Raw genomic sequence first — 13,984 nt, 5'->3', positions numbered from 1 at the left:
GCTCCGTGTCAGGCACCCCAGAAGGGGGGATCAGCCGGCCGGCGTCGTGCCGGAGTCGCCCGCCCCGCCGTCCGTGCCGGTGCCGGTGCCGTCGGTGCCCGTCCCGCCGTCCGTGCCGGTCCCGCCGTCCGTCCCGGTGCCATCACCGCTGCCGTCCCCGCTCCCCGCGCCCGTGGCCTCGCCGAACACCTTCGCGATGAACTCCGTGAAGGCGTTCGCATCGTCGAGCGGCCCGGTGTACGCGGTGCTGTCGACGACCACGAGCGGCGCGGTCGAGAGCGCCGTCACGTCGGAGCCGGGGATCGACGCACGGGCGCGGTCGGTCGCATCCTTCACCCAGTCGTCGAACTCGTTGCCGCGGATGCACGAGGCGACCTTGTCGTCCTTCACCCCGGCGCCCTGCGCGAGGGTGACGAGGTCGTCGTTGGTGAGTCCGCCTTCCGGGAGGGTCGGCTGCGCCTTGATCAGCGCGTTGTGCACGGCGAGCCCGGAGTCGGGCGCGTAGTTCGCCGTGCAGGCCATCGCGTTCGCGGCGCGGGTCGAGTACGTGGAGTCGCTGCCATCGCCGTCGAGGGCGACGGGATGGATCTCGAGGGTCGCGTATCCGGGCGTCACGTAGCTCTGCAGTGAAGCGCCGTCGGTGGTCTCGAAGGTGGCCGTGTCGGCGCTGGCGTAGTCGACGTACTCGCGCACGGCGAGCACCTTCGACGTGTCGGCCGAGCTCGCGGTGGGCTGGCCTCCGGGCTGGATCGCCGCGGTCCGCGCCGCGGTGGTCGACGTGCCGTCGCCCGAGAACAGCAGCCCGTCGCTGAGCATGTTGAGCGGCCCGGTGAAGCTCGCCCGGATCGAGTTGTAGATGACGAGCCCGGTCACGGCGAGAACGGCGACGCCGACGACGACGAGGCTCGAGCGCACGATCACACGCGTGCGGCGGCGGCGGCGGGCCTCCTCCTCGCGGTGCAGGCGAGCGAACTCGCGCTGCAGCGCCTGGCGCTCCTTCTTGGGCAGGCCCTCGAGCGCCTCCCTCTCGGCCGCTCTCGTCTTCGCCGACGCCATCGGTCCCGCCTTCCGCCTCACGCGTTGCGCCCACGAGCGTGCGCGACGACCGCACGCTAGGGACCGTGCCTTGCCGCACCCTATGCGGATGCTGTGCTCACGCCGAGTGCATCCGGCACGCGAGAGCGACTGTTCAGCTCACTCGGCCGGCGCGAGGAGGGTGCGCAGCTCGGAGATGAGCCCGTCGCGGACGGTGATGACGTCGAGGCCGCGCGCCACCGGCGCGCCCTCGGGCCCGAACGCCCACGGCAGGGCGCCGGTGTCGAGGTCGGCGTAGGGGATGCCGTCGGCCGCGAACATGAAGTCGGTCGGCGCCCCGTCGAGGAGGTTGGCGGCCTTCGCCTCCACGGCATCGCGCCCGGTCACGGTCTCCTCCGGGTCGATGAACACGACGTCCTCTGTGTAGATGCGGTCGATCGCGGCGCGACGGGAGGCCGCGTCGCGGTTGCCGAACACCTCCATGAGGTTGGCGTCGAGGAGCTCGTGGACGGTCAGCATGGTGCTCCCTCTGGTCGGGCCGGTGCGGATGCGCGGCCGCTCGGCTCGATCCTAGGTGCGGCGACCGACACGGAGGTAGAGGTGGGGGAGGCCGTGGGCGTCGCGCCTCAGAGGGAGTGCGCCAGCAGCTCCAGTCCCACCACGGCGACTCCGAGCACCACCTCGAGCAGGAGCACGATGAGGCGCTGCCACCAGGCCAGCTTCACGCGTCGCACGGCCAGCCATCCGATCGCCGCGAGAGAGACGATCAGCGCGATCGTCGATGCGCGGAGCGAGGCCTCGACGGTCCAGCGCTCGGTCTGCGCGAACAGCAGGAACACCATGGGCAGGACGAGGGTGGCGAGTGCCCCGAACGAGACGGCGAACATCTGCTGCGCCTCCGAGCGGGTGGGCAGCACCTGATGCACCGCGATGTGCGCGATCACGTCGGCCGCGAAGACGGCCAGCACGGCGCCGCCGACGGTGACGATCAGGGTCAGCGCGGCTTCGCCGGCCTCGAGCTCCGAGGCGTGCGACGCGAGCGCCAGCACCACCGCGAGAGCGGTGAACGTGATGTAGATGCGCTCCTTGAGCCGGTCGGCGCGCTGCTCTCCGGTGAGGCCGTCGCCCGGCTCTCCGTCGGCGCTGCGCCGCACGCTGGCGAGGGGGCCGCCTCCGCGCCGGCGTCCTCGGCCGCGTCCTCGCCCCCGCCCACCCGCCGGGAGATCGTCCCCGTCGTCCGGTGTCCCGACCATCCCGTCCTCGCCGCTCACAGCCGAAAGCCTACGGCTGTCACATGCCCGAAACGCGACGCCACATTCCCGAAACGCGGCGCGGATACGGTGGCGGGCGAGGGAGGACGGATGAAGGTCATCATCGTCGGAGCGGGCATCGGCGGCACGAGCGCCGCCATCGCGTTGCAGCAGCAGGGGCACGAGGTCGTCGTCTACGACCGGATGCGGGAGAACCGCCCGGTGGGCGCGGCGCTGTCGTTGTGGGCCAACGGGGTGAAGGTGCTCAACTGGCTGGGGCTGGCCGATGAGGTCGCCGCGCTCGGGGGCCGGATGGACGACATGGCCTACCTCGACGGGATCACCGGCGACACGATGTGCCGCTTCAGCCTCGAGCCGGTCACCGCGCAGACGGGCCAGCGCGCGTATCCGGTGGTGCGCGCCGACCTCCAGGCGCTCCTGATGGAGACCGTCGGCCTCGATCGCATCCACCTCGGCAGGCGCGTGGTCGACGTGCGGCAGGACGCCGCCTCGGCGACGGTGGTCTTCGACGACGGCTCGAGCGACACCGGCGACCTCGTGATCGGAGCGGACGGCGCGCGGTCGATCGTCCGCGAGCACGTCACCGATGCGGCCGGCGGCGGCCCGCGGATCGAGCGCCGCTACTCGGGCTACACGAACTTCAACGGCCTGGTGCCCGCCGATCCGGCGATCGGACCCGCCGACCAGTGGACCACCTACGTCGCCGACGGCAAGCGCTGCGCGGTGATGCCGGTGGCCGACGACCGCTTCTACTTCTTCGTCGACGTGCCCCAGCCGTCGGGCACCCCGTACGACCCGGCCGACGGGATCGCGCCCCTCGAGGAGGCGTTCGGCGGATGGGCGCCCGGCGTGCGGGCGCTGCTCGACGCGATCGACCCCGCCACCTCCTTCAACCGCGTCGAGATCTGGGACATCGATCCGTTCGACACCTGGGTGCGCGGACGCGTCGCCCTGCTCGGCGACGCCGCCCACAACACCGCACCCGACATCGGGCAGGGCGCCTGCTCCGCACTCGAGGACTCCTTCGCGCTCGCGATCTCGATCGCGACCCACACCCAGGGCGTCGAGGATGCGCTCCGCCGCTACGAGCGCATCCGTACCGAGCGGGCGGCCGACCTGGTGCTCCGAGCGCGGGCCCGCGCGCACGAGACGCACGCGTTCGACCCGGACCTGACCCAGGCCTGGTACGACGGCCTGCGAACCGAGGACGGCTCCGCGATCATCCGCGGCATCGTCGGCAACACGGTCGACAGCCCGATCAACCTCGGCGCCGGGATCCTCTGACGCCGGCCGGGAATCCTCTGAGCGAAGTGCGCTCCGACATAAGGCGAGGTATCCTCGTTTCAGGTCGGAGTGAGGAGTCTCGTCGTGGCGAGAGCACGAACGATCGCCCTGTCCGCCATCGCTGCGCTGGCAGTGGTGGCCATCGCCGGGGGTGCGGCGTGGTGGTTGAGCACGCCCGCATCTGTGTCGGCCGCGTCGACCGAGGCAGCGGCAGGAGCCGCGCCTGCACAGATGCCGCGGTCGGTCGACCACGGTTCCCGCGATGCGGCGTGGCCGCCGCTGCACTCGTATCCGCGAGCCGACGATCCGAGCGACGACTCGATCGTCATCCCCGCATCCTGGTCGGCGGAAGACCAGCGGCACGCGCAGGAGTGGCTGACCGCGCAGCGGTTCACCAACGACTGCCTTGTCGCTCACGGCGGCAGCTACTTCTATCGCGCGTTCTGGCTCTTCCCGGGTCCGTCATCGCGTCAAGAGGTCTTCGACGACGACGGACAACCGCGGCTGAACGAGGCGGGTGATCCCGTGCCACCGCCGGACTGGTCGACGCACATGACCCAGCCGTTCGCGCTCCGCTCGCAGACCTCGCTGGCCTGCTGGAACCAGGCTCTCGTCGTCGTAGGGCAGGCTCCGGTCGGGTCCACGGAGGTCCCGCCTCCGGCACCCAGGTTCGAGGCGAGCGACTTCGCCGATCCTGCGACGCTGGACATGCCCGCCGACTGGGACGCCGAACGCCAGCAGTCGGCGCGCGACGAGTGGACGGTGGAGCTCGGGGTGCGCGACTGCATGGCCGCTGCCGGATACCCCACCTACGGCGACGATCCGCGGTGGCTCGTGCCGGAGGATCGAGCCTCCCGTGTCACCGACTGGTTGATGTCCTTCCCGCCCGCCGAGCAGCCCGCGATCCGCACGCTGTTGAACGGCGACCTCGACCATGCCGCCTGGTACGACAGCTGCATGGGGCAGGTGTCGACCGCGCTGGGAATCGACCTCCACTGATGCCCGCGACCACCGCCGCATCCGCGTAGCCTTGTCGCGATGAGACGCGTCGACAGCACCCCCCGACCCGACTGGCGGGCGCGATGCGACGCCGTGGGCTTCAGCTTCTACGACATGGAGTCGGAGGGCGGTCGCCCGTACTGGAACGAGTCGGCGGCCTACACGTTCACCATGCGCGAGGTCGAGCAGCTCGAGTCGAGCACGAAGGAGATCTTCGACCGCTGCATGGAGGCGGTCGAGCACGTCGTACGGCAGGGCCGGTACGCCGAGTTCGGCATCCCGACCGATCTCCACGAGCTCGTCGGGCGGAGCTGGGACGAGGACGACCCGACCGTCTACGGTCGCTTCGATCTCGCCTACGACGGCGACGCCTCGCATCCGCCGAAGCTGCTCGAGTTCAACGCCGACACCCCCACATCGCTGGTCGAGACCGCGGCGGCGCAGTGGCAGTGGCTCGAGGAGGTGCGCCCCGGCGGCGACCAGTTCAACAGCCTGCACGAGCAGCTCGTCGAGCAGTGGGAGCACGTGCGCAGCGCGCGCTGGGGCCTCGCGCCCGGGGCGCGGCTGCATCTCGCCTCGCTGCATGACTCCGGCGACGGCGAGCTCATCGTCGAGGACTTCGACACCGTCGCCTACATGGCCGAGACGGCGAGGCTGGCGGGGTTCGACCCGAAGCTCGTGTTCATGGAGGACGTCCTCTTCTCGATGGACACCGCCCGCTTCGTCGACGCCGACGACGAGCCGATCTCCCACATCTTCAAGCTCTACCCGTGGGAGTGGATGGTGCGCGAGCAGTTCGCCGCCTTCCTCCGCGACACCCGCGGCTCCACGCAGTGGATCGAGCCGCTGTGGAAGCTGCTCCTCAGCAACAAGCAACTGCTCGTCGTGCTCTGGGAGCTCTTCCCCGGGCACCCGAACCTGCTGCCCGCCTATGAGACGCCGGATGCGCTCCGCGGCATCCCCCACGTCCGCAAGCCGCGTCTGGGTCGCGAGGGCGCCAACGTGACGCTGTTCGACGGCAGCGGCCACGTCATCGCCGAGCAGCCGGGCGACTACGGTGAGGAGGGGTTCGTGTACCAACAGCGCGCGGTGTTCGCTCCCATCCCCGGCAAGACCGCGGTGGTCGGCAGCTGGATCGTCGGCGAGGAGCCGGCGGGCATCGACATCCGCGAGACCAGCGGGCCGATCACCGGCGACCTCGCCGAGTTCGTGCCCCACTACATCGAGGAGACGACCCGATGAGGCCCCGCCCCCAGTCAGGTCCGCAGCTGTCCGGCATCGCACGGCTCACCCGGCCGAGCGTGGCGAAGGGCGCCGCCGTCTTCTCGATCGCCGGAGCGGTGTTCGCCCTCTCGGGCTGCGCCCCTCAAGACGAGGGCACCGTGCTCGAGGGCGCCGACGGGCAGAAGTACGTCGTCCCCGACAACGCCGAGCGGCCGATGTACGACTCCAAGGAGGACTGCATCGCCGACGTGTCGGCGCAGATCCAGCAGCTCCAGTCGCAGGGCCAGACGATCACCGACACCCCCGAGAGCCTGTGCGAGCAGAGCTCGAACTACCCCAACTCGCACTACTCGCATCCGTGGCTCGGGCCCATCCTCTTCGCGGGCACCCGCTGGAACTCGCCCTCCGTGGCGGGCTGGTCGCCCGTGCAGAACGGCAACTTCGCCGCGAGCGGCTCGAACCTGCAGTCGGATGTCGTGTCGCCCGCGCCCGCCGGGTCGAAGGTCGGCGACCGCGCCCCGCTGAAGGGCGGCTTCGGCTCCTCGGGCAAGGGAGGCTTCGCCTCCGGCAAGTCCGGCTCCACCGGCGGCTGAGTCCCGCGCCCTCGGGGCGGGCGGAGGTGCGGAAGGTAGGCTCGGACGCATGCCCACGTCGTTCTCCGTCGCCCAGGAGCGCAAGCTCGTCACCGAACTCCCCGGCCCCAAGTCGCGGGAGCTGCACGCCCGCCGTCGGGCGGCCGTGAGCCGAGGGGCGGGCACGCTCGCCGACATCTACATGGACCACGGCTCGGGCGCGATCCTCGTCGACGTCGACGGCAATCAGATCATCGACCTCGGCTGTGGCATCGGCGTCACCACCATCGGGCACGCCAACGCGGAGGTGGCGGCGGCCGCCGCCGAGCAGGCCAACAAGCTCACGCACACGCTGTTCACGGTCACGCCGTACGAGAACTACGTGAAGGTCGCCGAGAAGCTCGCCGAGATCACTCCCGGCGACTTCGAGAAGCACTCCATCCTCGTGAACTCGGGTGCCGAGGCCGTCGAGAACGCGGTGAAGATCGCCCGCCGCTACACCGGCCGTCGCGCGATCGCGGCGCTCGACCACGCGTTCCACGGCCGCACCAACCTCACCATGGCGATGACGTACCGCCCCTGGCCCGAGCGCGCCGGGATGGGTCCGTTCCCCGGCGACATCTTCAGCGTCCCCACCTCGTACCCGTTCCGCGACCCCGAGGGCATGACCGGTGTCGAGGCGGCGGAGCGCACCATCGACTACATCCGCACCCACATCGGCGCGACCGAGCTGGCCGCGCTGTTCGTCGAGCCCATCCAGGGCGACGGCGGCATCGTCATCCCGGCCGAGGGGTACTTCGAGACGCTCGCCGACTTCTGCCGCGAGAACGGCATCGTCTTCGTCGCCGACGAGATCCAGGCCGGCATCGCCCGCTCGGGCGCCTGGTACTCGATCGAGCACACCGGCGCCATCCCCGACCTCGTCACCACGGCGAAGGGCATCGCCGGCGGCTTCCCCCTCGCGGCGGTCACGGGCCGTGCCGAGATCATGGATGCGGTCCAGCCCGGCGGCATCGGCGGCACCTTCGGCGGCAACCCGGTCTCCACGGCGGCGGCGCTGAAGGTGTTCGAGATCATCGAGCGCGACGACCTCATCGCCGAGGCGAAGCGCGTCGAGCGCGCGTTCCAGGCGCGGATCGGCGACTGGGCGTCGAAGTACTCCGTCATCGGCGAGGTCCGCGGACGCGGGGCCATGTTCGGCGCCGAGGTCGTCCTGCCCGGCACCACCAAGCCGAACCCCGAGGGGCTGAAGGCGATCATCGACCACGCCGCGGCGAACGGCGTGATCGTGCTCGATGCGGGCAGCTGGGACAGCGTGCTCCGCTTCCTGCCGAGCGTCGTCATCTCCGAGGAGCTCATCGACGACGCCGCCACGGTCATCGAGCAGAAGCTCGCCGAGCTCAGCGCCTGAGCGGGCGCAACCGCTCTTCGGCGACGGGGAGCGGCAGCGTGTAGTAGATCTGGGGCGCCCCGACGGCGCCCCAGTCGTCCTCTTAACGCGGATCTCGGTCGGACGCACCTCCGCGATCCGAACCCGCAGCCACTCGCCGCTCTCGAGGAGCAGCTCGTACGGGTCAGCGAGGTAGGAGAGGCCGAGCGCCTCGAGCGTCTCCTCGGCAATCAGCCAGTCGACGACGCCGGTGCGCTCGCGACCGAGGAGGTCGATGACGACGAAGCCGTCGTCGCGCGGCTCGATCCATCCGAGGATCTCCCCGTCCGTCCCCCGCCTGTGCTCGATCCGCTCGCTGCTCATCGCACGAGGCTACCGCGGCGACCGGGCGGCGGCCCGGACGGGCGGGTTGGTGCGGGTTGCGTCCCCTGACCGCGTGATGGGGCCGCTCACGGCCCCGCCGCGACGCGATGCGGGCGCAACCCGCGTCACTCGCGTCCCGAGGCTGTGGCGGGGCGACCGCGCGGCGCGGTGGCAGACGGTGTCGGGGACCGGCTGCGGCAGCGGCCCGGACGGGCGGGTCGGTGCGGGTTGCGCCCCCGGAGCGCGTGATGGAGCCGCCCACGGCCCCGCCGCGATGCGGAGCGGGCGCAACCCGCATCACTCGCGCCCCGAGGCTGTGGTGGTACGTCCGCGCGGCAGGGGCGGACGGCGGCGCCGGCAGCCGCCCGTCACACGGGTGGTGCGGGTTGCGCCGCCTGAGCGCGGGCTGGAGTCCCTCACGGCCCCGCCGGGACGCGGAGCGGGCGCAACCCGCAACCACCGGGTGGGCCCGCGGCGGCGGATGCCCGGGGCCGGGCGGACGCGGAGCGTGGCCACGGGCGGTGGGTTGGGGGAGGGTGGGCTCATGGCCTCCTCCCGCGACATCCTGCTCGACGCGTTCTCCCGCATCCGCGACACCGTCCACTCGGCGGTGCGCGAGCTCGACGAGGAGACGCTCGCGACGAAGCCCGACGACGGCGGCAACTCGATCGCCTGGCTCGTCTGGCACCTCACCCGCGTGCAGGACGACCACATCGCCGACGCGTCGGGCGGCGACCAGGTGTGGCTCGCCGACGGCTGGGCCGACCGCTTCGGGCTGCCCTTCGACGACCTCGACACCGGATACGGGCACAGTGGCGACGAGGTGGCGCAGGTTCGCGGGGTGTCGGCCGACCAGCTCGCCGGCTATCACGACGCCGTCGCCGCGCGGACGGCCCAGTACCTCGCCACCCTCGACGACGCCGCCTCGATCGCGTGGTCGACGAGGACTGGGATCCGCCGGTCACCCTCGCCGTGCGGCTCGTGAGCGTCGTCAACGACGACACGCAGCACGCCGGTCAGGCGAGCTTCGTGCGCGGCCTGCTCTCCCGCCGAGCCTGAGCCGCACCCGTTCCATGCGCTTCTCGCGCCCGATCTGACCTCTCGCGCGCCCAATGGGGCAGCGAGACGCCAAAGAGGCTGCGAGAGCGCGGGGAGGGCCGGGCGGACTACTGCGCGCCCGTGCCGGGGCCGCCGATGGTGCCGCCGACGCCCGTGCCCGTGTCGCCGGGGCCGGGCTCCGTTCCCCCGCCGGGAGCCTGCACGCCGCCGTTGCCCGTACCCGGCGTGACCGTGCTGGGGGTGGGCGACGGGGCCGGGGTGGGAGTGGACGTCGACTTCTCGTCGTCGTCGCCCCCGCGCGACGAGGACCCGTACACGAGCGAGTCGTCGGGGTCGGGGAACTCCCCGCCGCCGAGCACCTCGTCGTTGGCGGTCATGACGGCGTTCCACATCCGGTGCCTGACGGTGTAGCCGTAGTACCCGTTGGGGTCGATGTCCTCCATCGACGTGTCGCCGTTCACGTTGCCGACCCAGACGGCCGTGGCGGCCTTGGTCGAGGCGCCGACCATCCAGGTGTCCTTCTCGTTGTCGGTCGTGCCGGTCTTGCCGATGTGGGTGATGCCGTCGCGGGGGTTCGACTGCGTGGCCGTGCCGCTCTGGATCGGGCCGAGCATGGCGTACGCCAGCGTCGAGGCGATGTTCTGCGGGATGGCCTGGTGGCAGTCGGCCCCGGGCGGCGTGAGCTCGGCGCCGGTGCCGTCGACGATGCGGTCGATGGCGACGGGGCTGCAGTACATGCCGTTGGCGGCGATGCCGGCGTAGGCGGCGGCCATGGTGAGCGGGGCCACCTCGTTGGTGCCGAGCACGGACGACGGGAGCGTGTTGAGGTCGTCGCCGTCGGCGCGGTGCACGCCGAGCGACTCGGCGAATCCGCGGATCTCGCAGAGGTCCATCTCCTGCGCCATCGCGACGAACGCGTTGTTCACCGAGTTGGTGAGGGCGTTCTGCACCGACATCGTGCCTGGGCTCGAGCTGCCGTCGTTGGCGGGCCGCCACGGTCCGCCGTTCGAGCCGCACGAGTCCTTGAACGTCGACATGTCCCAGGTCTTCTCGTTGCCGCTCACGCGGTCGCTCAGGGTGTGGCCCTGCTCGAGCCACTCGCCGAGCGCGAACACCTTGTAGGTCGAGCCGACCTGGAAGCCGCTCGATCCGCCGAAGCCCTGGTCGGTGTTGTAGTTCACGGCGGTGGTACCGGGGCCGGCGGCTTCGGGATCCTCGTCGAAGTTCGTGTTCTGCGCCATGGCGAGGATGCGTCCGGTGCCGGGCTCGACCGTCACGATGGTGGAGCCGAGGTCGATGTCCTCGTAGCTCGCCGGGACGAACTCCTTCATCGTCTCGTTGGCGTTCGCCTGCAGCTGCTCGTTGAGCGTGGTGTAGATCTGGTACCCGCCGGTCTTGAAGTTCTGCCAGCGCTGCTCGCTCGAGTCGCCGAACGACGGGTCGTTCTTGATGATCCAGGTGATGTAGTCGCAGAAGTAGGCGGCGCCGTTCACGGCCGCCTGGCATCCGGTGGTCGGCTCGGTGATGTTCGGGGTCACCGGGGTGGCGACGGCCTCATCGTGCTGCTGCTGCGTGATCGCGTGCTGCTTGAGCATCGACGCGAGCACGTCCTTGTCGCGGCGTGCCTGGTTGTCGGCGATGTTGTCGGGGTTGTCGATGCGCAGGCCGTTGGGCTCGTTGACGGTCGCGGCGAGGCTGGCGGCCTGGGCGAGCGTGAGGTCCTTCGCACTGACCCCGAAGTAGTACTCGGCCGCGGCCTCGATGCCGTAGACGGTGCCGCCGAAGTTGGCGATGTTGAGGTACCCGAGCAGGATGTCGTCCTTCGAGTACTCCTTCTCGAGCCCGATCGCGAGGCGCATCTCCTTGAGCTTGCGCTCGACCGACTCGGTGGTGGCCTGCTGGTACGCCGCCTCGCGCGCCGATTCGTCGTCGAGCGACTCGGCCTGCTGCACGAGGATGTTGCGCACGTACTGCATGGTGATGGTGGAGGCGCCGCTCTCGACGCCGCCGGAGGACAGGTTGCCGATGAGGGCGCGCATGGTGGAGGCGATGTCGACGCCGTCGTGCTCGTAGAACCGCGGATCCTCGGTGGAGACGATCGCGTCCTTCACGAACGGGGAGATGTCGTCCCAGCCGACCTCGACGCGGTTCTGATCGAAGACGGTCGCGAGCAGTGTGTTGGAGCCGTCGGCGTTCGTGGAGTAGATCTCGCTCTTCTGGGCCAGGTTCGACGGCTTGATGTACTCGGGGATGGAGTTGAACGTGTCGTTCGCGCCCGTCGCGGTCATGTTCGTCAGGGCGATGGCGGGCGTGGCGAAGGCCGTGACGAGGACCGCGGCGACCACGCCGAGGCCCAGCATGGTGGCGATGGTGCGGGCGGGGCGGCGGCCCTCTCCCGCGGCCCGGTCGATCGTCTCCTCGACGAGCTCCGCCGAGCGTTCGGCGGCACGGGTGAAGCGGGAGGATCGTTCGGGCATATGGCCCAGAGTACTTGCACTCGAGCCGGATTCCCTGATAGGGCGCTGGTCTCGAGCCGTCCGGCGACTGAGAGGGTCGGGCGGCGCGGGGCCGTCAGCGTTCGAAGCGGGCGGGCCCGTCGGTCAGCGAATGGCGGATGCGCGCATGCATCTCGTCGCTCATCTCCGGCAGCGCGTCGAGCGCGAACCAGGCCGCCTCTGTGTTCTCGCCGTCGGCCGGATGGGGGTGTCCGCTGACGTAGCGCATCCGGAAGGCGATGTCGAGGTACTGCGACTGATCGCCGTTGGGGTAGGTGATCATGGGGATGCTGTGGACCCAGGTGAGCGACTCGGCCTCGGCCACGATCCCCGCCTCCTCGAGCGTCTCGCGCTCGGCGGCGACGGCGGGCTCCTCGCCCGGGTCGATGATTCCCGTGACGGGGGTCCAGGCGCCGGTGTCGGCGCGCTTCACGAGCAGGACGTCGCCGTCGCGCACGACCACCGCGGTCACGCCCGACAGCCAGAGCGGAGCGTGGCCGATCTTCTCGCGCAGCTCGAGGACGAAGTCGGGGGTCGGCATGCCCCGAGCCTACCGAGCACCGCGCCTACCGAGCACCGCGCCTACCGAGCACGGCGCCGACCGAGCACGGCGCCGACCGAGCATGGCGCAGAACGCCGATCGGCGCCGCCCCGCGAGGGGACGGCGCCGATCGAGGCGTCGGTGACGCGCTGGAGTCTACGCCTGGACGTCTCCGCGCCAGGCGCCCGTCTCGGTGCCGCGCTTCTCGATGAACTCCTTGAAGTTGTCGAGGTCCTTCTTCACGGCGTGCTTGCCCGCACCGACGAGGGCGCCGGCCTTCTCGAGCAGTCCCTCGGGCTCCCAGTCGATCTGCACGGTGACGCGCGTCTGGGTGTCGCTCAGCTTGTGGAAGGTGACGACGCCGGCGTGCTCGGTGTCACCGCCGGTGCTCGTCCAGGCGACGCGCTCGTCGGGGTGCTGCTCGGTGATGACCGCGTCGAACTCGCGCTCGGCGCCGCCGACCTTCACCTTCCAGTGCGTGTGGGTGTCGTCGCTCTGCGTGATCGACTCGACCTCCTCGAGGAACTGGGGGAACGACTCGAACTGCGTCCACTGGTCGTACGCGGTGGTGACGGGGACGTCCACGTCGACGGTCTCGATGATCTGTGCCATGGGGTGTTCTCCTTCTGTTCGGACGGGGGAGGGGAAAGGGTTCAGGGGGTGGGCATGCCGCCGTTGACCTGCAGCGTCTCGCCGCTGACGAAGCTCGACTCCGCCGACGCGAGGAAGACGTAGGCGGGCGCCAGCTCGGCGGGCTGCCCGGCGCGTCCGAGCGGCGTCGACTTCCCGAACTGCTCGATCTTCTCGGGGGGCTGACCGTGCGAGACCTGGAGGACCGTCCACACCGGCCCCGGCGCGACCGCGTTGACGCGGATGCCCTTCGGCGCCAGCTGCTGTGCCAGACCCTTCGTGAAGGCGTTGATCGCCGCCTTCGTGGTGGCGTAGTCGAGCAGGATGGGCGACGGGTTGTAGGCCTGCACCGAGGTGGTGTTGATGATGGTCGATCCCGGACCCAGGTGGGGGAGGGCGGCCTTCGTGATCCAGAACATCGCGTAGACGTTGGTCTTCAGCGTGTCGTCGAACTGCTCGTCGCTGAGGTCCTCGAGGTTCTCGACGTAGATCTGCCGACCGGCGTTGTTGACGAGGAGGTCGAGACCGCCAAGGCCGTCCGCCGCTCGCGCGACGAGCTCGCGTGCGAACACCGGGTCGCTGATGTCGCCGGGGAGGGGCAGAGCGGTACGGCCGGCATCCTGGATGAGACCGGCGATCCGGGCGGCGTCCTGCTCCTCGGAGGGGAGGTAGGAGATCGCGACGTCGGCGCCCTCACGGGCGAAGGCGATCGCGGTGGCGGCGCCGATCCCCGAGTCGCCGCCGGTCACGAGCGCCTTGCGTCCTTCGAGCCGTCCGCTTCCGCGGTAGGTGTTCTCCCCGAGATCGGGCACGGGCTGGAGCTTCGACTCGAGACCGGGCTCGGCCTGCTCCTGGTCGGGCGGCGTGATCGACGGGTACCGGCTGACCGGGTCGTCGAAGGTGTACTGGTCGGTGCTCATGATGTCTCCTCAGCCTGACACTGCTTCGCTCACAGCGGTCGGGGCGTCATACTCTTTGCCAGGAATGGCGTTCAGGGCGTCGAGCACGGCGTCGTCGGCGCCCGAGTCCTTGGCTCGCTGGACGATGTCGTCCTTCGACGCGGGGTAGTCGATCCCGCCCAGGAACTTCTGGATCTGGATGGGGTTGGGGGTGTCGGCCAT

At 70.7% G+C, this 13,984-nt stretch carries 14 protein-coding genes; 6 read left to right on the top strand and 8 right to left on the bottom strand.

Annotated elements, in window-relative coordinates; translation table 11 throughout:
- Positions 1-30: 30 nt before the first annotated feature.
- From ACFJGV_RS07715 to ACFJGV_RS07705, 3 genes are all read right to left on the bottom strand, one after another.
- The gene (locus tag ACFJGV_RS07715; RefSeq protein ID WP_378148080.1) at positions 31-1,056 is read right to left on the bottom strand and encodes a DsbA family protein; all 1,026 of its coding nucleotides are present in this window, start codon (positions 1,054-1,056) and stop codon (positions 31-33) included.
- A gap of 138 nt (positions 1,057-1,194) precedes the next feature.
- Positions 1,195-1,554, bottom strand: a complete 360-nt coding sequence (locus tag ACFJGV_RS07710) for a nuclear transport factor 2 family protein (RefSeq protein ID WP_378148078.1) — start codon at positions 1,552-1,554, stop codon at positions 1,195-1,197.
- Between the two features lie 107 nt (positions 1,555-1,661).
- A complete protein-coding gene (locus tag ACFJGV_RS07705; protein WP_378148076.1) occupies positions 1,662-2,189 on the bottom strand; it encodes a hypothetical protein in 528 nt (175 codons plus the stop codon).
- Between the two features lie 207 nt (positions 2,190-2,396).
- Here ACFJGV_RS07705 and hpxO point away from each other — a divergent pair, with 207 nt between their 5' ends.
- The 6 genes from hpxO to ACFJGV_RS07675 all read left to right on the top strand — a co-directional run bounded on the left by hpxO (position 2,397) and on the right by ACFJGV_RS07675 (position 9,123).
- Positions 2,397-3,590, top strand: coding sequence for an FAD-dependent urate hydroxylase HpxO (hpxO, locus tag ACFJGV_RS07700; RefSeq protein ID WP_378148074.1), 1,194 nt, complete (start codon positions 2,397-2,399; stop codon positions 3,588-3,590).
- A gap of 84 nt (positions 3,591-3,674) precedes the next feature.
- Positions 3,675-4,589 carry a hypothetical protein gene (locus ACFJGV_RS07695; RefSeq protein ID WP_378148072.1) on the top strand — a complete coding sequence of 305 codons (915 nt, stop codon included), beginning with the start codon at positions 3,675-3,677 and terminating at the stop codon, positions 4,587-4,589.
- A 39-nt stretch (positions 4,590-4,628) separates the two neighbouring features.
- Positions 4,629-5,831, top strand: a complete 1,203-nt coding sequence (locus tag ACFJGV_RS07690; protein ID WP_378148070.1) for a glutathionylspermidine synthase family protein — start codon at positions 4,629-4,631, stop codon at positions 5,829-5,831.
- Positions 5,828-6,406, top strand: coding sequence for a hypothetical protein (locus ACFJGV_RS07685; protein WP_378148068.1), 579 nt, complete (start codon positions 5,828-5,830; stop codon positions 6,404-6,406). The genes ACFJGV_RS07690 and ACFJGV_RS07685 overlap by 4 nt, the downstream gene beginning before the upstream one ends.
- Before the next feature lie 49 nt (positions 6,407-6,455).
- Complete coding sequence (locus tag ACFJGV_RS07680) at positions 6,456-7,796, top strand: aminotransferase class III-fold pyridoxal phosphate-dependent enzyme (RefSeq protein ID WP_378148066.1); 1,341 nt, start codon at positions 6,456-6,458, stop codon at positions 7,794-7,796.
- A gap of 886 nt (positions 7,797-8,682) precedes the next feature.
- Complete coding sequence (locus ACFJGV_RS07675; protein ID WP_378148065.1) at positions 8,683-9,123, top strand: DinB family protein; 441 nt, start codon at positions 8,683-8,685, stop codon at positions 9,121-9,123.
- 181 nt (positions 9,124-9,304) lie between these two features.
- Here the strand turns inward: ACFJGV_RS07675 and ACFJGV_RS07670 are convergent, their stop codons facing one another.
- From ACFJGV_RS07670 to ACFJGV_RS07650, 5 genes are all read right to left on the bottom strand, one after another.
- On the bottom strand, positions 9,305-11,674 hold the full coding sequence (locus tag ACFJGV_RS07670) for a transglycosylase domain-containing protein (protein WP_378148063.1): 2,370 nt from the start codon (positions 11,672-11,674) through the stop codon (positions 9,305-9,307).
- A gap of 94 nt (positions 11,675-11,768) precedes the next feature.
- Entirely contained in the window at positions 11,769-12,233 is a 465-nt protein-coding gene (locus tag ACFJGV_RS07665; RefSeq protein WP_378148062.1) for an NUDIX domain-containing protein, read from the bottom strand.
- A gap of 156 nt (positions 12,234-12,389) precedes the next feature.
- A complete protein-coding gene (locus ACFJGV_RS07660; RefSeq protein ID WP_378148061.1) occupies positions 12,390-12,845 on the bottom strand; it encodes an SRPBCC family protein in 456 nt (151 codons plus the stop codon).
- A gap of 41 nt (positions 12,846-12,886) precedes the next feature.
- Positions 12,887-13,783, bottom strand: coding sequence for an SDR family oxidoreductase (locus tag ACFJGV_RS07655; RefSeq protein ID WP_378148060.1), 897 nt, complete (start codon positions 13,781-13,783; stop codon positions 12,887-12,889).
- Positions 13,784-13,792: 9 nt separating this feature from the next.
- Positions 13,793-13,984, bottom strand: coding sequence for a DUF2795 domain-containing protein (locus ACFJGV_RS07650; protein ID WP_378148058.1), 192 nt, complete (start codon positions 13,982-13,984; stop codon positions 13,793-13,795).

The sequence above is a fragment of the Cnuibacter sp. UC19_7 genome, assembly GCF_042699995.1.
In the GTDB taxonomy this organism is placed as follows: Bacteria; Actinomycetota; Actinomycetes; order Actinomycetales; family Microbacteriaceae; genus Cnuibacter.
Note: the sequence above shows the minus strand (reverse complement) of the source record. Positions and strands in the feature narration are given on the sequence as shown.

Excerpts from the sequence above, each read along its gene's own strand:
- ACFJGV_RS07650 (WP_378148058.1), bottom strand. The coding sequence starts at position 13,984 with ATGGCCGACACCCCCAACCCCATCCAGATCCAGAAGTTCCTGGGCGGG.
- ACFJGV_RS07670 (WP_378148063.1), bottom strand. The coding sequence starts at position 11,674 with ATGCCCGAACGATCCTCCCGCTTCACCCGTGCCGCCGAACGCTCGGCG.
- ACFJGV_RS07685 (WP_378148068.1), top strand. The coding sequence starts at position 5,828 with ATGAGGCCCCGCCCCCAGTCAGGTCCGCAGCTGTCCGGCATCGCACGG.
- ACFJGV_RS07690 (WP_378148070.1), top strand. The coding sequence starts at position 4,629 with ATGAGACGCGTCGACAGCACCCCCCGACCCGACTGGCGGGCGCGATGC.
- ACFJGV_RS07660 (WP_378148061.1), bottom strand. The coding sequence starts at position 12,845 with ATGGCACAGATCATCGAGACCGTCGACGTGGACGTCCCCGTCACCACC.
- ACFJGV_RS07675 (WP_378148065.1), top strand. The coding sequence starts at position 8,683 with ATGGCCTCCTCCCGCGACATCCTGCTCGACGCGTTCTCCCGCATCCGC.
- ACFJGV_RS07655 (WP_378148060.1), bottom strand. The coding sequence starts at position 13,783 with ATGAGCACCGACCAGTACACCTTCGACGACCCGGTCAGCCGGTACCCG.
- ACFJGV_RS07680 (WP_378148066.1), top strand. The coding sequence starts at position 6,456 with ATGCCCACGTCGTTCTCCGTCGCCCAGGAGCGCAAGCTCGTCACCGAA.
- ACFJGV_RS07710 (WP_378148078.1), bottom strand. The coding sequence starts at position 1,554 with ATGCTGACCGTCCACGAGCTCCTCGACGCCAACCTCATGGAGGTGTTC.
- ACFJGV_RS07665 (WP_378148062.1), bottom strand. The coding sequence starts at position 12,233 with ATGCCGACCCCCGACTTCGTCCTCGAGCTGCGCGAGAAGATCGGCCAC.
- ACFJGV_RS07715 (WP_378148080.1), bottom strand. The coding sequence starts at position 1,056 with ATGGCGTCGGCGAAGACGAGAGCGGCCGAGAGGGAGGCGCTCGAGGGC.
- hpxO (WP_378148074.1), top strand. The coding sequence starts at position 2,397 with ATGAAGGTCATCATCGTCGGAGCGGGCATCGGCGGCACGAGCGCCGCC.